Origin of the sequence: Devosia oryziradicis (assembly GCF_016698645.1) — a bacterium.
In the GTDB taxonomy this organism is placed as follows: Bacteria; Pseudomonadota; Alphaproteobacteria; order Rhizobiales; family Devosiaceae; genus Devosia; species Devosia oryziradicis.
Window position 1 is genome coordinate 2,001,827 of sequence record NZ_CP068047.1, and the last position, 19,838, is coordinate 2,021,664.

Consider the following 19,838-nt stretch of genomic DNA (forward strand, 5'->3'; position numbering starts at 1 on the left):
TGGCGCGAACGGTTTGCCGCTAATTCGGCTTTGACTGCGGGCAGGCGCCATGGCACCACCAAGCCATGAGCACCGCTGCCCCCACCGAGCCGTCCCGGCTTGCCTTCAGCTATATCGGTTTTCGCTTCTTCTGGCTGACCACCCTGCTGGTCAGCTTTGCGGTGCAGATCATGTCGGTCTCGATTGCCTGGCAGATCTATGACGTGACGGGCAACGTGTTTCTGCTGGGCCTGGTGGGGCTCTGCCTGTTCCTGCCGGCACTGTTGCTCATCCTGGTTACCGGGCTGACCGCCGACCGCTTCAACCGCCGCATGATCATGACGGCCTGCCTGTCGGTTGAACTGCTCTGTGCACTCGGTTTTCTGGCCCTGGTCAATGCGCAGGCGCATGAGGTCTGGCCGATTTTCGGCATCCTGATCGTGCTGGGCACGGCCCGCGCCTTCTGGGGTCCCGCGGCACAGTCGCTGGCGCCCAACCTGGTGCCTCCGGAAGCGCTCAGCAACGCCATCACCGTCAATGCCTCGGCCTGGCAGTTTGCCTCGATCATGGGGCCCGCGGCCGGTGGCCTGCTCTACGGCATCTCGCCGACGGTCGCGTTCGGCACCGGGGCTGCGCTGCTCCTGATATCGGTGGTCTGCGTCCTGCTGATCCCCAAGCCGGCGCAGCGCGAGTCGCACCAGGCGACGAGCCTCGAGACGATCTTCGGCGGTTTCCGCTACATTTTCTCCAACAAGGTCGTGCTGGGTGCCATCTCGCTCGACATGTTTGCAGTGTTGATGGGCGGGGCGGTGGCGCTGCTGCCGGTCTATACCAAGGACATTCTGCATGCCGGCCCGCAGGAGCTGGGTCTCCTGCGCGCCGCGCCGGGTATCGGCGCCATCGCCATGGCGTTGTTCCTGACCCGCTTCCCGATCCGCGACCATGCCGGCAAGCTGCTGTTTCTGTTCGTGGGCCTGTTTGGGCTGTTCACCTTCATCTTCGGGCTCTCGACCACCGTGTGGATTTCCATCCCCGCGCTGGCACTGGTAGGCGCCTCCGACATGGTCAGCGTCACCATCCGCGAGACGATCATGCAGCTGTGGACACCCGAGGAGGTGCGCGGTCGCGTCAATGCCGTGAATTCCGTGTTTATCGGCGCGTCCAATGAATTGGGTGAGTTCCGTGCCGGCACGGTTGCCCACTTCATCGGTCCGGTGGCAGCCGTCGCCGTGGGTGGCATCGGGGCGATCGCGGTGGCCATTATCTGGAGCCAGCTGTTCCCCGGTTTGCGCGACCAGCGGACACTCGACAAAAAGATGGCCTGACCGCATAGTCCGCCGACCTTACCGGACCTTGCCATGCAGCCGACCAACTTCCTGTATTTGTTGACACCGCCCCGCCCGACCTTCCTGCGGGACGCCACCCCTGAGGAAATGGCCATCATGGGCAAGCATCGCGCCTATCTCGAGGCTGCGGCCGCGAGTGGCCGCCTGATGGTGGCCGGGCCGACGCTCGATGGCGTCTATGGCGTGGGCATATTGACCACTGGCAACGTTGCCGAAGCTGAAAGCTTTGCGGCCGGCGATCCGGTGGTCAGTTCCGGGCTCATGCAATATCGGCTCCATCCCTGGATGGCCAGCATTCGCGCGCCCGGTTTGTGACGCGCCGATGCCGCCACGCTTGACTGTGCGCGGCTATGGCTTTATGAGGCCGCTACCTATCGGGACCTCTGGTCCATAGGCGCACCCGGGATTCCTCACATAATTGGGATCTGTCGGCCACCCGCAAGGGCGGCAGAGGAGGGCGCGATCCATTTCAACCCGCGCTGGCCACTTGGCCATGCGCCAAAGAAGGATACGCGATGTCGAAGCGTCATTCAGTCAAGTACAAGATCGATCGCCGCCTGGGCGAAAACATCTGGGGCCGTCCGAAGTCCCCGCTCAACGCTCGTGCCTATGGCCCCGGCCAGCATGGCCAGCGCCGCAAGGGCAAGCTCAGCGACTACGGTCTGCAGCTGCGCGCCAAGCAGAAGCTCAAGGGCTACTATGGTTCGGTGACCGAAAAGGCGTTCAAGCGCCTCTACACCGAAGCCGCCCGCGTCAAGGGTGATACCGGCGAGAACCTGATCGGCCTGCTCGAATCGCGCCTGGACGCCATCGTCTACCGCGCCAAGTTCGTCGCCACCGTGTTCGCTGCGCGCCAGTTCGTGTCGCATGGCCACATCCTGGTCAACGGCAAGCGCGTCAACATCCCGTCCTACCAGGTCAAGGTTGGCGACAAGGTCGAAGTGCGCGAGCGCTCCAAGCAGCTCGCCGTGCTGATCGAAGCCACCCAGCTGGGTGAGCGCGACGTGCCGGACTATGTCGAAGTCGACCACAACAAGATGGTCGCCACCTTCGTCCGCGTTCCGGGCCTCAGCGATGTGCCGTATCCGGTCCAGATGGAGCCGAACCTGGTCGTCGAATTCTACTCGCGCTAAGCGCAGTCGGATCGCAGAATTGGAAAGGGCCGCCCGATTGGGCGGCCCTTTTGTTTTGCCTACGGTGGCAACGAAACGCGGATCGCGGTTGCAAAAGGAAGGGCCGCCGAAGCGCCCCTTGAATGCGATGGGTGCGGTCGACTAGGTCGTTGCCGCGTCGCCGAGCTGTTCCTTGATCGGCTCCTGATCCTTCGGGATGAAGCTCTCGAACTTCCGCAGGCGCATGTAGATCGACTGCAGCTCGACGATCGTCGTCCAGGCGCGGGCGAAAAACTGGAACGAGCTCGCCACCTGGCCGAAAGCCTGCTGCACCTGTTGGTAGATGCCCAGGGTAATCGTTCCTGCCAGCACCGAAGGCGATAGCGTCAACAGAGGCACGTAGCCGGCCACCTGGAGATACGCGTAGCGGGCCAGGTTGAAGTAGGTGTAGTGGAAATAGAGCCGGAAGTAGTTCTTCTGCACATTGGCAAAGAGCTCACGGAAGGTCGGCGGATCGGCCCGGTCCGCATGGTCCTCGCCATACACGAGCTCCTTGCGGAGCGCGGCTTCGACCTTCTGGTTCTCGAAATTGAGGCCAGGAAGGCGAATGCCGACGAGCCACAGCAGGCCCGTACCGAAGGCAGCCACCACGAGCGCGACCCAGACTAGGTTGCCAGGCACACCCTCGAAGCCATAAAGCTGCGTGATGTGGGTCGAAAGCCCCCAAAGGATGGGCAGGAACACCACCAGTGTCAGCAGGCTGTCGAGAAAACTCGTGCCCAGGTCTTCCACGATGGACGCGAACCGCATCGTGTCTTCCTGCACACGCTGGGCAGCGCCTTCCACGGTGCGCACGCGGTCCCAATACTGCATGTAGTAGGACGTCATCGCCTTACGCCAGCGAAACACATAGTGGGAATTGAAGAAGGCCAGCATCACCAGGAAGATGATGTTGGGCAGCAGCACGGCCATCAGGGTGATGACATAGGGCCAGTATTCCTCCGGCGTCACCGACCCCGGCTCGCTCAAGGCGCCCTGCAGCACGTCGAAGAAGCCGCCCTGCCAGAAGTTGATGAACGCCTGAAGCTGGACCTGGCTGTATGTCGCAAGGAACAGCACCGCGCTTCCTACCACACTCCACCAGTACCATTCGTTGCGCTTGTACACATACCAGAAGGCGCAGAAGGCCACGGTGCACAGGAAGATGTACCAGTATTCCCAGATGCGGCCGCCATTGAGGAAGCTGGCGTCTTCGGCCACGCAGTTGGTGGTCGCGACGGCGGCGGGCGGTGCGGCGCTTTCGGTGGTGGCGGGGGCGTTCGGATCGGTCACGGCGGCGCCTGCGACTGGGTCAGGCACAGCATCGTCGGCCACGGTCGCCTGATCGGCCGGAACGGCAGCCGGCGCGCAGATGGCCGGCGCGAGGAAGCGGTCGATACTGATGACCGAGCGAACGGGGTCGCCGGCGAATTGGTACAGCAGCGTCGTCAGCAGCATCCAGATGACGGCGGAGCTGAAGAATATCTTGGGAACAGGGAAGAAGGATCGAAACACCGCGCGACTCCTGGGCGCCGAGGGACTGCGGTCATCTAACTGTCGCTTTTGGAGTAAAGCAAGGAACGGAAATTAATCTTCGGTAAGGTTGGAGTCGTCCGGTTTTCCTTCCCCTTCCGGCGATGGGACGCTATCAGCTAGGCCATGACATCAAAGAGAGTTTCGCCATGAGTGCGGTCATGGAGACCCCGGTCGACGAAGCCGAAACCGGCGGGCACCCGATCTATGCGCATGCCCCGCGCAGCGGCGAGTTCAACAAGCTCCGCAAGCGGCTGATCCGCAATACGCGCGAGGCACTGGACAAGTTCTCGATGGTGCGGCCGGGCGAGAAGTGGCTGGTGGCGCTCAGCGGCGGCAAGGACAGCTATGGCCTCCTGGCGCTGCTGCTCGACCTCAAATGGCGCGGCATGCTGCCCGTAAAACTGGTGGCCTGCAACCTCGACCAGGGCCAGCCCAACTTCCCTAAGCATATCCTGCCCGAATTCCTCGCCGGCCTCGGCATTCCGCATCGGATCGAGTATCGCGACACCTATTCGATCGTGACCCAGAAGCTGCCGGTGGGGGCGACCTATTGCTCGCTCTGTTCGCGGCTACGGCGTGGCAATCTTTACCGCATCGCGCGGGAGGAGGGCTGTACGGCTCTGGTGCTCGGCCACCATCGCGACGACAGTCTCGAAACCTTCTTCATGAACATGTTCCATGGCGGGCGGCTGGCCGCCATGCCGCCGCGCCTGCTCAACGACGAGGGCGACCTCGAAGTGCTGCGCCCGCTGATCTATTGCGCCGAGGACGACCTGCAGCGCTTCTCCGATGCCATGGCCTTTCCCATCATCCCCTGCGACCTGTGCGGCAGCCAGGATGGGCTCGAGCGCAACGCCATGAAGGCGATGCTCAATGACATCGAAAAGCGTATGCCCGGTCGCAAGGATGTCATGATCCGCGCGCTCGGCAACGTCAACGCCAGCCACATGCTGGACACCAGGCTGTTCGATTTCGCCAGCTTGTTCGACAAGAGGACTGCACCTTGAATTTCGACGTGATGGCTCTGGCCAATATCCTCCGCGATGCGTCGCGGCAGGAATCCCTGCCACGGTTCCGCCGGCTGGATGCCTCGATGGTGCAGACGAAGACGGAGGCCATCGACCTCGTCACAGAGGCGGATATTGCCACTGAAAACGTCATCAAGTCCCGGGTTGCCGCGTGGATGCCGCAGGCGCTCTTTGTCGGCGAGGAATCGATGGCGGCCGATCCGGCACTGCTGCCCCGGCTGGCAAACGCCGACCTTGCCATCGTCGTCGATCCCATCGACGGCACCGCCAACTATGCCGCCGGCCTGCCGCTCTTCGCTTGCATGGCCGCAGTTGTCTCGGGCGGCCAGACGGTCGCAGGCATCATCTATGACCCAATGGGCGATGACTGGGTGATGGCCGAGAAGGGCAGCGGCGCCTGGCTGCGTCGGCCCAATGGCGAAGCGGTTCGCCTGCATGTCGCCGCGCCGCTCCCCCTGGCCGAGATGGTGGGCATGGCGTCGGTCGCCTACATGCCGCGCGAGTCGCGCCCAACCGTGCTGCAGAATACCGACAAGGTTCGGTTGCTCTCGAACTTCCGCTGCGCTGGCCACGAATACCGCACGCTGGTTTCCGGCCATGGCCAGTTCCTCTGCTACAACAAGCTGATGCCGTGGGACCACCTTGCCGGGGTGTTGATCGCCCAGGAAGCCGGCGCCTATGCCGCGCGGCTGGATGGCCAGCCCTACCTGCCCAGCCATGTCGATGGCGGCCTGCTGGTCGCGATGAACCGTGACGCCTGGGATGAGCTGCGGCGCGAAGTGTTCGTGTTCTAGAGGATACTATTTCTCGCAGTGACGGCGGCGACAGTTCCACCACCCCTTGCCACGACTCATAAGTCTGTGCTTATGTGTTGTCCATGAACGACGTGGATATCTTCAAAGTGCTTGCCGACCCGACCCGCCGCGCGGTGCTCGAACGGCTGGCGTCATCGGAAATGACGGCAACCGAGTTGCGCGAGGGCTTTGCCATTTCGCAGCCGGCGATGAGTCAGCATCTTGCCGTGTTGCGCGGCGCGGGGCTCATCAGCGAGCGGCGTGAAGGCCGTTTCGTCAATTATCGCGTCGAGGCGCAAGGCATGGCGCCGCTGCATGAATGGCTCGCGCGCTACCGGGCGTTCTGGCCGAGCCGGATCGACGGGCTCAAGGACTTGCTCAAGGAGATGGATCAATGACCGATACGGATGCGGTGGTATTCGAATGTGCGCTCGATGCGCCGCCCGAAAAGGTCTGGCGGGCGCTGACCATCCCCGAATATCTCGAGCGCTGGCTCAAACCCGATAAGGATCTCGACCTGTCCGTGGTCACGGCGGAGGAGAACAAGAGCCTCACCTATCGCTGGCGCGAAGCCGGGCAGGGGGCGATCGTGGGCATGGAGGATAGCCTCCTTACGTTCGAACTGAGCCCGACGACTGACGGCGGCACCTGGTTCAAGCTAACCCACGCGCCGGTGGCGCTGCCGGTGGCGGCCAACAGCAATGTGGCGGGTGTCACGATGATGGCGGCCTGAACACTACCATTCGCGGTGTCATTCCGGCATAGGCCGGTATCCATACGGTGACGTTACCCAGCCTTCGGTGCCCGGGGACAACATGCGCACATGGATCCCGGCCTGCGCCGGGATGACGTGGCACGAAAACCCAAATCACCCTCAAACCAGGAGGTCGCCTATGCGCGACATGATGCAGCTCGTCCCTATGGTCGTGGAGCAGACCAGCCGCGGCGAACGGAGTTTTGACATTTATTCCCGCCTGCTGCGGGAGCGGATCATCTTCGTCAATGGCCAGTTCGAGGACACCATGGCCTCGCTGGTGAGCGCGCAGCTGCTGTTTCTCGAAGCGGAAAATCCAAGCAAGCCGATCTATCTCTACATCAACTCGCCCGGTGGCGTGGTCACGTCGGCGCTGGCCATCTACGATACGATGCAGTTCATTAGGGCGCCGGTCGGTACGCTGTGCCTGGGCATGGCGGCCTCGGCGGCGACGATCATTCTTGCCGCGGGCGAAGCCGGGCAGCGCGTGGCCCTGCCCAATGCCTCGATCATGGTGCATCAGCCGTCCGGCGGCTACCAGGGCAAGGTGACCGATATCCTGATCCATGCCGAAGAAAGCCTTCGGCTCAAGCGTCGGATCAACGAGATCTATGTCAAGCATTGCGGCCGGACCTATGAGGAGGTCGAGACGGCCCTCGAACGCGACCGCTACATGACGGCCGAGCAGGCCCAGGCATGGGGGCTGGTCGACAACGTCTTCAGTGACCGCGCCCAGCTGATAGGGCCGGAGCCCTCATAAACTCTGGGTCATTCCCGCCGACGCGGGAATGACCCAGAAGGCTCAAACTTGTGTCTGATAGCCTTAGTGTTCGCCCACGGGCACTGCGTCGGCATGGGCATACTTTTCGCCCACGCCGAACAGGCGGCCCTTTTCGGCGATGAGGATGCAGATCAGAGCCAGCACGCCCATGACGACATAGCCGGTTGCCGCCGGCACCGTGGTGCCGTTGAAATGCTGGCCGGTATAGCTGCCGATCAGCGCGCCGCCGACCGTCTGGATGAAGCCGAACACGGCGGCGGCCGTGCCGGCTACGGCGCCAAGCGGCTCCATGGACAGCGAGTTCATGTTCGAGGCGGCCCAGCCGAAGCTGAACATGATGATCGCCAGCAGCGGGAAGAACAGCCAGAGCGGTAGGAAGCCGCTGAGCGCGAAGGCGAGCCAGATGCCGCTGACAATGGTGAAGCTCAGCATGGCGCCATGCGACAGCCGGCGCATGCCGAGCCGACGCACGATCTTGGAGTTGGTGAAGGACGAGATGGCCATCAACCCGGCCATGGCGGCAAAGGCGGCCGGGAACCAGATGCCCAGGCCGTAGATGTCGACATAGATTTGCTGGCTCGAGCTGATGAAGCCGAACAGGGCCCCGAACAGGAAGGTGCCGGCCATGCCATAGGAGATGGCGACACGGTTGGTGAAGACCAGGCGGAAGCCATCGAGAACCGCCTTGATGCTCAACGGACGGCGCTGATCGACCGGCAGCGTCTCGGGCAGGCGAACGAAGGTCCAGGCCCAGAACGCCGCGGCAAGCAGGCCCATGAACAGGAAGATATAGTGCCACTCGCCGAAGATGAGGATGACCTGGCCGATGCCGGGCGCGATGATCGGGATGGCCATGAACACCATGAAGGTGAGCGACATGACCTCCGCCATTTCGCGGCCCGAATAGCGGTCGCGGACCACGGCGGTGGCGATGACGCGCACGCTGGCCGCGCCGGCGCCCTGGATAAAGCGCAGAACGAGAAGCACGCCGAACGTAGGCGCAAAAATGGCGGCGATGGCGGCCAGAATATAGATGCCCATTCCCACCAGCAGCGGGCCACGGCGGCCGAAGCGGTCGGTCAGCGGGCCGAAGGCCAGCACGGCAATGCCCATGCCGAGCATGTAGGCCGACACGACATACTGACGTTCATTCTCGCTGGTGACGGCAAGGGCCTCGCCCATATAGGGCAGGGCCGGGAGCATGACGTCGATGGCAAGGGCATTGAGCGCCATCAGGGCAGCCATCAGCGCAATGAATTCGGGGCGCGAGAGAACCCGCGTGAAATGATCGGACATTGGAAATTGATCTCGGAATAGTCGCGCCAGGGGAGACAGGCGCCGGAGTATGGCGCGGACCATGAACCCCGACGTCGCCTTTGGCAAGCATTGATCGGCAGAAAACGATGCTTCCTGCCGATGCGTGGGGTCAGGCGGGCTTGAGCGCGAAGCTCGGGGCGCCGCGTTCGTTGATCGGAATATGGAGCGCCGCCGAAGCCAGGCCCAGCACGATGCCCAGATACCAGACGATGCTGTAGGAGCCGGTCTGGTCAAACACGAAGCCACCCAGCCAGACCCCGGTGAACGAGCCTATCTGGTGGCTGAGGAAAGCGACGCCATAGAGCATGCCCATGTAGCGGGCGCCGAAGAACAGGCTCACAAGGCCGGCGGTCAGTGGCACGGTGGAGAGCCAGAGCAGGCCCATGGCCGCAGCGAAGGCATAGGCTGTCACCTCGCTGACCGGGATCAGCAGGAAGAGGCCGATCGCCACGGCGCGCGAGAAATAGATGGTGGCCAGCAGCATCTGCTTGGGCAGCCTGCCGCCCAGATAGCCGGCCAGCAGCGAGCCGACGATATTGAACAGGCCGATCACGGCAATGGTCCAGCTGCCGACTTCCGGCGACAGGCCACACTGCACCAGGTAGGCCGGCATATGGACGTTGATGAAGGCCAGGTGGAAGCCGCAAACGAAGAAGCCGATGACCAGCAGGCGATAGGAGCCATAGCCCCATGCCTTGGCCAGTGCCTGCATGAAGGGCAGGTCGGCCTGGCCGGTGGTGTTTTCGGTGCGTCCGCGCAAGGCGTAGCTGAGCGGGATGATCAGCAGGATCGCCATGGCCAGATAGATCAGGGCCGACTGCCAGCCGAAGGCATTGATGAAACCCTGGCTGATCGGCGCAAAGGCGAACTGGCCGAAGGATGACGCAGCGGTGGCGACGCCGAAGATCAGCGAGCGCTTCTCCATCGGCACCGAGCGGCCGAAGGCAGCCATCACCACCGAGAAGGAACAGACGGCAATACCAACGCCGGTGACGATGCCGGCCGTCAAGGTGATCAGCCCGGCATTGGGCGAAAAGGCCATGCCGAGGATACCCAGTCCGTAGAGCGCCGCGCCTGCAGCGATGGTGCGACCGGTGCCGACCCGATCGGCAAAGGCGCCGGCGAAGGGCTGGGCGATACCCCAGGCCAGGTTCTGGATGGCCATGGCCATGCCCCACTGCTCCCGCGACAGACCCAGATCGGCGGTCATGGGCAGGGTGAACAGCCCGAAGCTGGTGCGTACGCCGTTGCCGATCGCGGCAATGATGCAGCCGGCGATGATCAGCACGAGCAGGGGAACTGCGGGGCGAAGCGTGGACGAGGTCATGGGGAGCATCCGGACGGTGGATGATCTATCTACGCCCCCAAGGCAATCACGCAAAGCAATATTGTCTGATGGCAGCATCAAATTCAGTGATGGCGCTCAAACGCAAACGCCGGGCAAGCGCCCGGCGTCAAGCAAGCAAAATGCAAGAAATCAGGCGGTTTGCTTGACCGGGATGCCGGCGTTCTGCAGGTGGGACTGAAGTTCACCAGCCTGGAACATCTCGCGCACGATGTCGGCGCCGCCGATGAACTCACCCTTGACGTACAGCTGCGGGATGGTCGGCCAGTTGGTATAGGCCTTGATGCCCTCACGCAATTCGGCGCTCTCGAGCACGTTGGCGCTGCCATATTCGAGGCCGAGATAGTTCAGGATCTGCACGACCTGCCCGGAAAAGCCACACTGCGGAAAATCCGGCGAGCCCTTCATGAAGAGGAACACGTCGTTGTTCTTCACCTTGTCGTCGATGAAGGCGTTGATGTCGGTCATAGCGAAACCTCTTGAAAGCCGGGGTCAAGGCCCGGTGACGGTTGCCTCTAGATAGGACACGAACAGCGCGCTGTCGAGGTTTGCATCGCCAGGCGCCGATGATTGTTACTGCGTCGCCGCGCAGCGGGTTTCGCCCGTGGTGGACACAGTGACCGAAGCCAGGTCGAGCACGCGCTCTTCGTAGATCATGGAGCCCAGGCCATAGCCTTGGTGTTCCGCATATTCGGGGCAGTTTTCGGGTGTGCCGAGAATCTGCTGCTGCCAGAACGTAACGCTGTCGTCCGCGATCACAACCTCGTCCTGGGCGCGCACATCCAGAAGCGGTTGGAACAGGTCGGAGTCGAGGTCGTAGATGACCAGGTCACCCTGCGGTCCGGTCGAGCGGGTGAGGACCAGGTAGCGACCCGCCAAACCCTCGTAATGCAGCGGATCGCCGGGTTCACCGAGCAGCCGGTCGCCATCGCGCTCCTCGTAGACACAAGCGATTTTTCCCTTGGCCGGAGGGCGGATGATGAAGTTGGCTCCCACATCATCCAGCCGTTCCTGGGCGATGACCAAGAACTGGTCGTTCTGAAAGCACTGCGCTTCCTGCGCCAGGGCCGGTGTAGCAGTCAGCGCAAGCATGGCGAAGCCGGTCGCAATCATCCGTTTCATGCAAAATCTCCCGTGTCGCAGAGCTTTAGTCGCCTGCCAGCCGCTGCGCAATCCAGGGATGACTGGTGCAATCCTCCACCGTATCGAACTCGATGGCCTCCCAGCCATGATTGCGCGCGCCGGCCACGACCTTGGGCGAGTCGTCGAAAAAGAGCGGAGGCTCGGATTGCGGGCCAATGCGATGTTCGATGAAGTCGAAGAACTTCGGATCCGGCTTCTGAACGCCAATGCGAGCCGCGTAGAAGATGTCCTCGAATAGCTCCGACAGCCCCATATGACTCCACAGCCAGTTGGCCCGCAGGTGTTCCTGGTTGGTGGCAATATAGAGCCTGATCTCGCCATGGGCCCTGAGTTGGCGAACCACGTCAAGCAACGGCTCGTTGAGCACACTGTCCTTGCGCAGCCAGTATTGCGCGAAGGCCATCGGTGAGCCCCGGTAACCCAGACCTGGCAGTCGCCGCTCCAGAGCATCGATGAGCGACATCTGGCCGATGATGACCCGCTTGATGAAAATGTCGAAGATGAATTCCTGGCGAAAGCGTTCGGGATCGACGCCGGTGTCTGCGAGCAGCGTCGCGTCCCAGGCTCGAACCCGGGCGGGGTTGGTGTGATAGCCATGCACCAGCACGCCATCGACGTCGAACAGCACCGCGCGGGTCATCGAGCCGGTTTGGCCATTGCCCCAAGTCCGGCAAGCACTTCGCGGGGAATGTTCAGTTCCTGAATCACGTCTGTGTGCTTGCGGAAGCCGACCAGTTCGCGCTGCACGAAGTATTCCCAAACGACCTGTCGCGCCTCAGCGAGCCGTTGCGCGCGATCTGGATTTTCACCTTTCAAGGCGGCGATGGCCTTGATGACGCGCTGTTCGGCTGCGCCCAGCGAACTGGCACGCTCGGCCAGGATTTCGTGCTCGATAGCCGCCGTGCCGGCATCGGGCCGGACGGTCCGGATGAGGTCGAGCGAGTCGCGCAGCGACATCGATCAGTCCGGGACGACGGTCTGGAGGGCCAGCGCGTGCAGGGCTCCGCCCATGTCGCCCTGGAGCGATTCATAGACCAGCTTATGCTGCTGCACGCGGGTTTTGCCGCGGAACTGCTCGGATTTTACCGTCGCGGCCCAATGGTCGCCGTCTCCGGCGAGGTCGCGAATCTCAATATCGGCATCGGGAAGCGCCGCCTTGATCCGGCGCTCGATTTCGCTGGCATCCATGGGCATGAGGCGTCTCCTTGCTGAGCGCCGGCTCGTGGCCGGCCATGCCCATGATATGGCACGGGGGTAGGGAGCCTTCAATATCGCCGGAGATCGATCAGGGTGTTACGACTGGCTGGGCGTCCTGCTCGGTGGAGAAGTTGGCGATGATCGTATCGACGACCGGTCGGGCTTCAGCAGCCATTTCGGAGGCGTAGAAGCAGTCCAGCGTGTAGCCGTTGCCGGAATCGACCGTCTCGGTGTGAACCAGCGTGATTGGGCCACCCTGCGGGCCCTCGCTCGTGCCCTCATACTGGAGGGCCGTATTGCTCTGATAGCTGGTGACGCGGCTCTCGCCGAGGGTGAAGTTGGGGAAGGTTTCGCTCCAGCCGGCGGACACCGCAGCCGGATCGAGAGCCGCCAAGGCCCCTTCGGCGGACCAGCCGCTGTCCTCGACCGGCACCACCGTCAGTACGCATTGCAGCGGCAGACTGGGGTGGTTGATGGTCAGCGGGCCACCTGGCTCGCCGGACGTTATCATCACGTCGGGATAGAAGAGCGTATAGGGCTGGTCAGGGAGGGGTGAGCCACTGACACCGGCCTGCTGCGCGCTTGCAGCCATGGGTAGCCCGCACAGGGTGAGGGCCAGAAGGGCGCCGACAGCCGGTTTAAGTCTCATACCAATCTCCACAAAATGACGCCGCCCCTGGGAGCCAGAACACTCCAAAGAGCGGCGATCATAAGGCAGATGGATCGATTATGCAGCCTTGCCGTCCATGTAGCTGGGGAACCAGCCTTCATGCGCGGCCTTGAGCGCCGAAACCGGCACCGGACGGGCCGCGCCGAGCACCAGGTCGGCGCCGCCGGTCGTGCCGATCCAGGGGGCAAAGACGCCAGCCGCTTCGGCCTCGCGCCAGAGGGCGGCCATGGCCTCGCCCTGCGGGTCGAGGTTGACGGTCACGAGGTAACGACCCTGGTCTTCGCCGAAATACTGCAGGATTGGATCCTGATCGACGAGATCGGTGATCGTGGCACCAATGCCCGAGGCTACGGCCATCTCGGCGAGGCCCACGCCGAGCCCGCCATCACTGAGATCGTGGCAGGCAGTGGCGATGCCCGAGCGGATCAGCTTGCGGACGAAGTCGCCGGTCCGGCGCTCATGGGCGAGGTCGACATGGGGAGCCGGGCCGTCCTTGCGGCCGAACAGGTCGCGCAGATAGATTGATTGGCCCAGATGCGTACCGCGGCTGGCCGGTGAGCCGACCAGCAGGATGACCTGGTTTTCGGCGGCAAATCCGATACGGGCCATCTGGTTCCAGTCGGGCAGCAGGCCAACGCCGCCAATGGTCGGGGTCGGCAGAATGCCGCGACCATTGGTTTCGTTGTAGAGCGACACGTTGCCGGAAACGATGGGGAAGTCCAAAGCCTTGCAGGCTTCGCCGATGCCATTGATCGCGTGGACCAGCTGGCCCATGATTTCGGGGCGCTCCGGGTTGCCAAAGTTGAGATTGTCCGTGGCAGCCAGCGGCTCGGCGCCGGTCGCCGTCAGGTTGCGCCAGCATTCGGCCACCGCCTGCTTGCCGCCTTCGAAGGGATCGGCTTCGCAGTAGCGCGGGGTGACGTCGGAGGAGAAGGCGAGGCCTTTGGTGGCGTGGCCTTCGACGCGGATCACCCCGGCATCGCCGCCCGGACGCTGCAGGGAATTGCCCTGGATGAGGGTGTCATACTGCTCGTAAACCCAGCGGCGCGAGGACGCCTGGTGGCCCCCGACCAGCTTGAGCAGGGCATCGGCCACGTCCATCTGCGGCACGTCGCCGGCATCCAGCGGTGCGGGCACCTTGGGTTCGACCCAGGGACGATCATATTCAGGCGCCTCGTCGCCGAGTTCCTTGATCGGCAGGTTGGCGACTTCCTCGCCTTGCCATTTCACGCGGAAGCGCAGGTCATCGGTGGTGACGCCGACAGTGGCGAAATCGAGTTCCCACTTCTGGAACACCGCCCGGGCGACGGCCTCTTTTTCCGGATGCAGCACCATGAGCATGCGCTCCTGGCTTTCGCTCAGCATCATCTCGTAGGGCGTCATGCGCTCCTCGCGCACCGGCACCTTATCGAGATCGAGTTCGATGCCCAGGTCGCCCTTGGCGCCCATTTCGACGGCCGAGCAGGTAAGGCCGGCTGCACCCATGTCCTGGATGGCGATGACCGCGCCAGTGGCCATCAGTTCGAGGCAGGCTTCGAGCAGGCGCTTTTCGGTGAAGGGGTCGCCAACCTGGACGGTGGGGCGCTTTTCCTCGATGTCGTCGCCGAATTCGGCCGAAGCCATGGTGGCGCCGCCAACGCCATCGCGGCCGGTCTTGGCGCCCAGATAGACCACTGGCAGGCCGACGCCTTCGGCCTTGGAGTAGAATATCTTGTCGGTATCGGCGAGGCCGGCGGCAAAGGCGTTGACGAGGATATTACCGTTGTAGCGCTCGTCGAACTCGACTTCGCCCCCAACGGTCGGCACGCCGAAGGCATTGCCATAGCCGCCCACGCCGGCAACCACGCCGGAAACGAGGTGGCGGGTCTTGTCGTGGTCGGGGGAGCCGAAGCGCAGCGCATTCATCGCGGCAACGGGGCGGGCGCCCATGGTGAAGACGTCGCGCAGAATGCCGCCAACGCCGGTCGCGGCGCCCTGGTAGGGTTCGATGTAGCTGGGGTGGTTGTGCGATTCCATCTTGAAGACGATGGCTTGCCCGTCGCCTATATCGACGACGCCGGCATTCTCACCGGGACCCTGGATGACGCGCGGCCCCGTGGTCGGCAGCGTCTTGAGCCACTTCTTGGACGACTTGTACGAGCAGTGCTCGTTCCACATGGCCGAGAAGATGCCGAGCTCGGTATAGGTCGGCTCGCGCCCGATCAGGTCCAGGATCTTCTGGTATTCGTCGGGCTTGAGGCCGTGGTCGGCCACCAGTTCGGGCGTGATGCGGATGTCGTTGGGGAGGGTCATGCGAGATTTGTCCGGGTTGGGCGGGCAAGCAGGTGATCGATGGCAATGACGATGGCCGAAAGCACGGCCAGGCCAGCGGCGACGATAAGCGCGTTGAGCAGGACCGCCGGATAACCCAGGCGTTCGACCTCGAGGATGAAGTAGGGATATTCGGCGACGAACAGCCCGCGCAGCAGGATCAGGAGGAAGTATACCAGCGTCGGCAACAGCATGGCGGGCAGGTCAGTGAATTTGAGAGAGCCATGCTGGACGAAGCGAGCCCACCAGATGGCGTAGATCAGCGGGGTCGCGTAGTGCAGCAGGCGATCGGCAACCAGGTACGGACCCTGTGGGTCCCAGCTGCCGGCCAGCAGAAAGTGGTAGAACAGCAGCACCAGCGCCATCACGGCGACCATCATGCCGCGGACCCTGGGCAAGCGGAAAACGCCCAGCGGCAGGTTCGGCGCGAGTTCGGACAGATAGACCAGCACCAGGCTCAGGTTGCTGAGGATGGTGAAGAACGAAAAGAAAAACACCAGCGCCAGGGGCAGGCTGCGTGTTTCCATCGCCGCTGGGACGGTCAGCGCGAATTGCAGGACCAGCGCGCCAAGGCCCACGGCGAAACCGATGGCAGCGTTGGCACGCCCGTAGTTCATCAGGCGGCGTTGCCGAGAAGGCCGGAGAACAGTGCTCGGCCGTCGTCACCGCCATGGGCCGCCTCGATCAGGTTCTCCGGGTGCGGCATCAGGCCGAGCACGTTCTTCTTCTCATTGAAGATGCCGGCGATATCGTTGATCGAGCCGTTGGGATTGGTCCCCTCGGCATAGCGGAACGCCACGCGTCCATCGCCTTCCAGGCGATCGAGCGTCGCGCTGTCGGCAAAATAGTTGCCGTCATGATGGGCCACGGGGCAGCGGAAGACCTGGCCCTGCCGGTAGCCCCGGGTGAAGTCGGTCGCCGCGTTGACGACCTCGAGCTTGACCTCGCGGCAGACGAATTTGAGGCTCATGTTGCGCATCAGCGCACCGGGCAGGAGGCCGGATTCGATCAGGATCTGGAAGCCATTGCACACCCCGAGCACCTTGCCGCCGCGTTCGGCGTGCGACCGGACCTTGTCCATGATCGGCGAACGCGCCGCGATGGCGCCGCAGCGCAGATAGTCGCCATAGGAGAAGCCGCCGGGAATGACCACGAGGTCGACATCTGGCAGGTCCGCATCCTGATGCCAGACCGTCGCTGGGGCGGTGCCGGAAATCTTGGTCAGCGCCGCGATCATGTCGCGGTCGCGATTGAGACCGGGGAAGACGATGACTGCAGATTTCATCGACTGGTCCTCGCTATGGGGGGTGCGAGGCCCTTGTGATGAGTCTTGGCGCAAAAGGCAAGCTTCGAACCGCGCCCGGAGGGACAAATTGCTCCGGTGGAGCAATTTGAGGGTTATGCCCGAATGGCCGTCCAAGCTTACTCGGCGGGAGCGGTTACCGGCCTGCGGCGGGTCGTGCCGGGCAAATGCGCCCATGCCGGCCGTTCGAACAGAAAGCCGCCCAATCCGGTGCGCAGGACGAGCCAATAGAGGATCAGCGGCGAAACGATGGAAATGGCCATGATGGCCAGGCTCAGTACGGTGGGTTCGTCCACCCCCAGCTTGATGAGCAGTGTGCGCGAGATGCCCATGGGCAGGACGAAGGCCACATAGATCACCAGGGATTTCGAGCCCATCCAGCGCAACCAGTTCATGAATGGCAGGCGCGTGAGCAAGGCGGCAATGACGCAGAGCGCCGCCGTGCCGATCAGCGCCAGCAGCAAGTGTACGCCCGGCAGGCCGGCATAGCCCATGACGGGATGGATGGGATGCATGGCAAAGCCCGGCGAGAAGACAAGGGCTGCGTTCAGGATGGCCCAGACGGCAAGGCCCAGCAGCGCCAGCGCGGCATGTCCGGCCGCCCAATCGGCCAGCCGGAACAGGGCCGGCGCCAGCACGTAACCGGCATAGAAGAAGACGAAGTAGTGGGCAAACTGGTCGATAAGGTAGCTGCCCGTATGGATGGACAGCATCTGCAGCACGGCGGCCACCCCGAACACGGCCCATCGCGGAGCGTTCAGGCCATGCAGCAGCTTGGTGACCGCGCCGACGACCGCCAGCATGTAGATGAACCAGAGCACGCCATAGGGCTGGATCACCGCCAGGCCGATCTGCTCGACCGCGCCGCCCGGATCGGCGGCCAGCAGGCCGACCTTGAAGATGATGTGGATCAGCGCCCACAACACGTAGAAATAGAGGTAGTGCACGACGCGGCGGTCGGCGAATGCCCGCCAGGGACGGTCGATCACCTGCGACAGGAACAGCCCGGAGATCAGGAAGAATTCGGGCATGCGGAAGGGGGTGGCGAAGGCGATTGCCCAATGCAGCACGCCCACGCCGCCGGTATCCTCGCCGACGCTGGAGGCCGCATACATCATCACCACCAGGAAGATGGATAGCCCCTTGGCCATATCCACCCATTCGAGGCGCCTGTTCATCGCAACCATGTCCTGCACTCCGCTTTGCAGCGCAATCTAGTTGGTGGTGGTTGCCGCATGGTGACCTTCCCGTCAGTCGCGCCCGGAAAGCATTCGCCTTGGTTACTACGGCTCTAACGGTCAACCGGATTTTGTCGCTGCTTTAGCCGGCCTTAACGGGGCTGGCCTACAAACGGCGCGGACAGGGGGGCAAGCATGGGCAAGCAAGAGAGGTCGGCCATCTGGCTGTGGGCGGCGGTGCTGCTGCTGACCACGGCTCTGCTGCTGTTGCGGATGGCCTATAGCGGTTTCGACCAGGTGCTGTTTGGCGACAATGACGACGCCATGCGCATGGTCGTGGTGCGCGACTTCCTGGCGGGCCAGGGCTGGTTCGATCACGCACAGTATCGCATGAACACACCCTGGGGCGGCGAGATGCACTGGTCTCGCCTGGTCGACCTGCCCATAGCTGCTCTGGTGCTGATGGCGCGGCCTTTTGCCGGCGCCTCGGCGGAGATCGTTGCGGGCTTTGTCTGGCCCACGATCCTGCTGGGCCTGCTCATCTGGCTCAGCGGCAGGTTGACGCTGCGGTTGGTGGGGCGCGAGGGCCTGCTCCCCGGCATGCTCATCCTTGCCTGTTCCGTCATTACCTTTGGTGAGTTCGATTTCGGCCGCGTGGACCATCACTCGGTGCAGATCATCCTCACCCAGCTGGTGGTGCTGTTCTCGATCGATGCGCTGACCCGGCCGCGGGCGGCGCTGTGGGCTGGGCTGGCAATGGCGACGGCCCTGGCCATAGGCACCGAGGCGCTGCCGGTGGTGGTAGCCGGGATGGTCGTCTTCGGCATGATGTATGTCGTGGCACCCTCACTCCATGCGGCCGTGCGTTGGTTCGGGCTTGCCTTCGGGTTGGGTACAGTCGCCCACCTCGTCGCGGCACTGCCGCCGCAGCTGTGGTTCTCGCCGGCCTGCGACGCCATTTCCATTGTGTATGCGACCGCGGCCCTCGGGGCCGGGGCAGGGCTGGTCGGCTTGACGCTGCTGCCCCTCCGCGGTGAAAGCTGGCTCCCGCGGCTGCTTGCTGCAACAGTTGTCGGCGGCGCCTTGCTGGCGTTGCTTGCCGCGCTGTTTCCGGGCTGTCTCGCCGGTCCCTATGCCATTGTCGACCCCTGGCTTGTCGAGTACTGGCTCAAGGATATCGGCGAAGCCAAGCCGGTCTTTCAGGTGATTGCCGAGCAGCCGATCTACGTCTTGTCGACGACCGTACCCGCCCTCCTGTCGCTGGCTGCCGCGCTGCATGCCGTCATGCGGACCGAGGGGACCCGTCGAGCCGCCTGGCTGATCGTCCTGGCGGTACTGGCGATCCTGGTTGCCGTTGCCTTTGTGCAGTTGCGCAGCATCCGCATCACCCTGGCGCTGACAGGCCCGGCCTGCGCATTCTGGGTCGTGCTGGCGCGCCATCGCTACCTTCAGCGTGTGAGCTTGGCCAGCGTATTGGCGCTGGTGGGCAGCTGGGTCGGCTTTGCCGGGTTTATCTGGGCGATGGTCGCATATCCGGTTGCCATGGCGCAGGCTGCTGCCGCCGTGGAAACCGGGCCCGAGACGGAGCTGTCACATAAGGATTGCCTGGCCCCGGGCGCCTATGCGGAACTCGCCGCCATGCCCAGGGCGCGGATCATGACGCCGCTCGACCTTGGCGCCTTCATCCTGCTCTATACCGACCACGAAGTCGTCGGGACGCCCTACCACCGCAACAACCAGCAGATCCTGGACACCTACCACTTCCTCAATCATCCGATCGGGGAGGCAAAGGATATCCTGGACACGCGCGGCGTAACGCTGGTCGTGACCTGCGCGCCGCTCGCGTCCATGCGCGGGCTACCCGATGCGGCGGAAGACTCGTTCGTGCGCCTGAACAAGCGCGGTGAATTGCCTGATTGGCTGGAGCCGATCAGCGCGCCCGATAGCGTGCTGACCATCTACTCCGTTCGCAGGTAGCGCTGCCGGATCAACTCCCGCAGCCGACG

The 19,838-nt window shown here is 63.4% G+C and carries 22 protein-coding genes; 9 read left to right on the forward strand and 13 right to left on the reverse strand.

Features of this window, described 5'->3' with window-relative positions; genetic code table 11:
• Positions 1-65 precede the first annotated feature (65 nt).
• From JI749_RS09955 to rpsD, 3 genes are all read left to right on the forward strand, one after another.
• Positions 66-1,304, forward strand: a complete 1,239-nt coding sequence (locus tag JI749_RS09955) for an MFS transporter (protein ID WP_201652907.1) — start codon at positions 66-68, stop codon at positions 1,302-1,304.
• Positions 1,305-1,337: 33 nt separating this feature from the next.
• Positions 1,338-1,640 (forward strand): YciI family protein, encoded by a 303-nt coding sequence (locus JI749_RS09960; RefSeq protein WP_201652910.1) that lies wholly within the window; start codon positions 1,338-1,340, stop codon positions 1,638-1,640.
• A gap of 200 nt (positions 1,641-1,840) precedes the next feature.
• Complete coding sequence (gene rpsD, locus JI749_RS09965) at positions 1,841-2,458, forward strand: 30S ribosomal protein S4 (protein WP_201652913.1); 618 nt, start codon at positions 1,841-1,843, stop codon at positions 2,456-2,458.
• Between the two features lie 141 nt (positions 2,459-2,599).
• Here the strand turns inward: rpsD and JI749_RS09970 are convergent, their stop codons facing one another.
• Complete coding sequence (locus JI749_RS09970; RefSeq protein WP_201652916.1) at positions 2,600-3,991, reverse strand: peptide transporter; 1,392 nt, start codon at positions 3,989-3,991, stop codon at positions 2,600-2,602.
• Positions 3,992-4,158: 167 nt separating this feature from the next.
• On the opposite strand from JI749_RS09970, the gene ttcA reads away from it, so the two are divergent.
• From ttcA to JI749_RS09995, 5 genes are all read left to right on the forward strand, one after another.
• Positions 4,159-5,019 carry a tRNA 2-thiocytidine(32) synthetase TtcA gene (gene ttcA / locus JI749_RS09975; protein WP_201652919.1) on the forward strand — a complete coding sequence of 287 codons (861 nt, stop codon included), beginning with the start codon at positions 4,159-4,161 and terminating at the stop codon, positions 5,017-5,019.
• Between the two features lie 11 nt (positions 5,020-5,030).
• Positions 5,031-5,834: an inositol monophosphatase family protein gene (locus JI749_RS09980; protein WP_201662735.1), complete on the forward strand. Its 804-nt coding sequence runs from the start codon at positions 5,031-5,033 to the stop codon at positions 5,832-5,834.
• 83 nt (positions 5,835-5,917) lie between these two features.
• Positions 5,918-6,232 (forward strand): ArsR/SmtB family transcription factor, encoded by a 315-nt coding sequence (locus JI749_RS09985; RefSeq protein ID WP_201652922.1) that lies wholly within the window; start codon positions 5,918-5,920, stop codon positions 6,230-6,232.
• On the forward strand, positions 6,229-6,567 hold the full coding sequence (locus JI749_RS09990) for an SRPBCC domain-containing protein (RefSeq protein ID WP_201652924.1): 339 nt from the start codon (positions 6,229-6,231) through the stop codon (positions 6,565-6,567). The genes JI749_RS09985 and JI749_RS09990 overlap by 4 nt, the downstream gene beginning before the upstream one ends.
• A gap of 160 nt (positions 6,568-6,727) precedes the next feature.
• Positions 6,728-7,348, forward strand: coding sequence for an ATP-dependent Clp protease proteolytic subunit (locus JI749_RS09995; RefSeq protein WP_201652927.1), 621 nt, complete (start codon positions 6,728-6,730; stop codon positions 7,346-7,348).
• A 63-nt stretch (positions 7,349-7,411) separates the two neighbouring features.
• Here the strand turns inward: JI749_RS09995 and JI749_RS10000 are convergent, their stop codons facing one another.
• The 12 genes from JI749_RS10000 to JI749_RS10055 all read right to left on the reverse strand — a co-directional run bounded on the left by JI749_RS10000 (position 7,412) and on the right by JI749_RS10055 (position 17,832).
• Positions 7,412-8,728, reverse strand: a complete 1,317-nt coding sequence (locus JI749_RS10000; protein WP_325166734.1) for a multidrug effflux MFS transporter — start codon at positions 8,726-8,728, stop codon at positions 7,412-7,414.
• Positions 8,729-8,795: 67 nt separating this feature from the next.
• Positions 8,796-10,013, reverse strand: a complete 1,218-nt coding sequence (locus JI749_RS10005) for an MFS transporter (RefSeq protein ID WP_325166735.1) — start codon at positions 10,011-10,013, stop codon at positions 8,796-8,798.
• A gap of 150 nt (positions 10,014-10,163) precedes the next feature.
• Positions 10,164-10,499, reverse strand: coding sequence for a Grx4 family monothiol glutaredoxin (gene grxD, locus JI749_RS10010; protein WP_201652937.1), 336 nt, complete (start codon positions 10,497-10,499; stop codon positions 10,164-10,166).
• Positions 10,500-10,604: 105 nt separating this feature from the next.
• Positions 10,605-11,153 carry a hypothetical protein gene (locus JI749_RS10015; protein WP_201652940.1) on the reverse strand — a complete coding sequence of 183 codons (549 nt, stop codon included), beginning with the start codon at positions 11,151-11,153 and terminating at the stop codon, positions 10,605-10,607.
• Positions 11,154-11,178: 25 nt separating this feature from the next.
• Positions 11,179-11,814, reverse strand: a complete 636-nt coding sequence (locus JI749_RS10020) for an HAD family hydrolase (protein ID WP_201652943.1) — start codon at positions 11,812-11,814, stop codon at positions 11,179-11,181.
• Complete coding sequence (locus JI749_RS10025; protein WP_201652946.1) at positions 11,811-12,131, reverse strand: DUF6665 family protein; 321 nt, start codon at positions 12,129-12,131, stop codon at positions 11,811-11,813. The genes JI749_RS10020 and JI749_RS10025 overlap by 4 nt, the downstream gene beginning before the upstream one ends.
• Positions 12,132-12,134: 3 nt before the next feature.
• Complete coding sequence (locus tag JI749_RS10030) at positions 12,135-12,368, reverse strand: BolA/IbaG family iron-sulfur metabolism protein (RefSeq protein WP_137152360.1); 234 nt, start codon at positions 12,366-12,368, stop codon at positions 12,135-12,137.
• Positions 12,369-12,459: 91 nt separating this feature from the next.
• Complete coding sequence (locus JI749_RS10035; RefSeq protein ID WP_201652949.1) at positions 12,460-13,020, reverse strand: hypothetical protein; 561 nt, start codon at positions 13,018-13,020, stop codon at positions 12,460-12,462.
• Between the two features lie 78 nt (positions 13,021-13,098).
• On the reverse strand, positions 13,099-15,333 hold the full coding sequence (gene purL / locus JI749_RS10040; protein WP_201652952.1) for a phosphoribosylformylglycinamidine synthase subunit PurL: 2,235 nt from the start codon (positions 15,331-15,333) through the stop codon (positions 13,099-13,101).
• On the reverse strand, positions 15,330-15,968 hold the full coding sequence (locus tag JI749_RS10045) for a Pr6Pr family membrane protein (RefSeq protein WP_201652955.1): 639 nt from the start codon (positions 15,966-15,968) through the stop codon (positions 15,330-15,332). Before JI749_RS10045 ends, purL begins: the two co-directional genes overlap by 4 nt.
• Complete coding sequence (gene purQ, locus JI749_RS10050) at positions 15,968-16,636, reverse strand: phosphoribosylformylglycinamidine synthase subunit PurQ (RefSeq protein ID WP_201652958.1); 669 nt, start codon at positions 16,634-16,636, stop codon at positions 15,968-15,970. The genes JI749_RS10045 and purQ overlap by 1 nt, the downstream gene beginning before the upstream one ends.
• A 137-nt stretch (positions 16,637-16,773) precedes the next feature.
• Entirely contained in the window at positions 16,774-17,832 is a 1,059-nt protein-coding gene (locus JI749_RS10055) for an acyltransferase family protein (RefSeq protein ID WP_233280725.1), read from the reverse strand.
• A 195-nt stretch (positions 17,833-18,027) separates the two neighbouring features.
• Between JI749_RS10055 and JI749_RS10060 the strand changes: the two genes are divergently transcribed.
• Positions 18,028-19,809 (forward strand): hypothetical protein, encoded by a 1,782-nt coding sequence (locus JI749_RS10060; protein ID WP_201652964.1) that lies wholly within the window; start codon positions 18,028-18,030, stop codon positions 19,807-19,809.
• Positions 19,810-19,838 lie beyond the last annotated feature (29 nt).

What these genes read in the sequence shown, in the direction of transcription:
- JI749_RS09955 (WP_201652907.1), top strand. Translation starts at nt 66, where the DNA reads ATGAGCACCGCTGCCCCCACCGAGCCGTCCCGGCTTGCCTTCAGCTAT.
- JI749_RS09960 (WP_201652910.1), top strand. Translation starts at nt 1,338, where the DNA reads ATGCAGCCGACCAACTTCCTGTATTTGTTGACACCGCCCCGCCCGACC.
- rpsD (WP_201652913.1), top strand. Translation starts at nt 1,841, where the DNA reads ATGTCGAAGCGTCATTCAGTCAAGTACAAGATCGATCGCCGCCTGGGC.
- ttcA (WP_201652919.1), top strand. Translation starts at nt 4,159, where the DNA reads ATGAGTGCGGTCATGGAGACCCCGGTCGACGAAGCCGAAACCGGCGGG.
- JI749_RS09980 (WP_201662735.1), top strand. Translation starts at nt 5,031, where the DNA reads ATGGCTCTGGCCAATATCCTCCGCGATGCGTCGCGGCAGGAATCCCTG.
- JI749_RS09985 (WP_201652922.1), top strand. Translation starts at nt 5,918, where the DNA reads ATGAACGACGTGGATATCTTCAAAGTGCTTGCCGACCCGACCCGCCGC.
- JI749_RS09990 (WP_201652924.1), top strand. Translation starts at nt 6,229, where the DNA reads ATGACCGATACGGATGCGGTGGTATTCGAATGTGCGCTCGATGCGCCG.
- JI749_RS09995 (WP_201652927.1), top strand. Translation starts at nt 6,728, where the DNA reads ATGCGCGACATGATGCAGCTCGTCCCTATGGTCGTGGAGCAGACCAGC.
- JI749_RS10000 (WP_325166734.1), bottom strand. Translation starts at nt 8,728, where the DNA reads ATGGTCCGCGCCATACTCCGGCGCCTGTCTCCCCTGGCGCGACTATTC.
- JI749_RS10005 (WP_325166735.1), bottom strand. Translation starts at nt 10,013, where the DNA reads ATGACCTCGTCCACGCTTCGCCCCGCAGTTCCCCTGCTCGTGCTGATC.
- grxD (WP_201652937.1), bottom strand. Translation starts at nt 10,499, where the DNA reads ATGACCGACATCAACGCCTTCATCGACGACAAGGTGAAGAACAACGAC.
- JI749_RS10015 (WP_201652940.1), bottom strand. Translation starts at nt 11,153, where the DNA reads ATGAAACGGATGATTGCGACCGGCTTCGCCATGCTTGCGCTGACTGCT.
- JI749_RS10020 (WP_201652943.1), bottom strand. Translation starts at nt 11,814, where the DNA reads ATGACCCGCGCGGTGCTGTTCGACGTCGATGGCGTGCTGGTGCATGGC.
- JI749_RS10025 (WP_201652946.1), bottom strand. Translation starts at nt 12,131, where the DNA reads ATGTCGCTGCGCGACTCGCTCGACCTCATCCGGACCGTCCGGCCCGAT.
- JI749_RS10030 (WP_137152360.1), bottom strand. Translation starts at nt 12,368, where the DNA reads ATGCCCATGGATGCCAGCGAAATCGAGCGCCGGATCAAGGCGGCGCTT.
- JI749_RS10035 (WP_201652949.1), bottom strand. Translation starts at nt 13,020, where the DNA reads ATGAGACTTAAACCGGCTGTCGGCGCCCTTCTGGCCCTCACCCTGTGC.
- purL (WP_201652952.1), bottom strand. Translation starts at nt 15,333, where the DNA reads ATGACCCTCCCCAACGACATCCGCATCACGCCCGAACTGGTGGCCGAC.
- JI749_RS10045 (WP_201652955.1), bottom strand. Translation starts at nt 15,968, where the DNA reads ATGAACTACGGGCGTGCCAACGCTGCCATCGGTTTCGCCGTGGGCCTT.
- purQ (WP_201652958.1), bottom strand. Translation starts at nt 16,636, where the DNA reads ATGAAATCTGCAGTCATCGTCTTCCCCGGTCTCAATCGCGACCGCGAC.
- JI749_RS10055 (WP_233280725.1), bottom strand. Translation starts at nt 17,832, where the DNA reads ATGAACAGGCGCCTCGAATGGGTGGATATGGCCAAGGGGCTATCCATC.
- JI749_RS10060 (WP_201652964.1), top strand. Translation starts at nt 18,028, where the DNA reads ATGGGCAAGCAAGAGAGGTCGGCCATCTGGCTGTGGGCGGCGGTGCTG.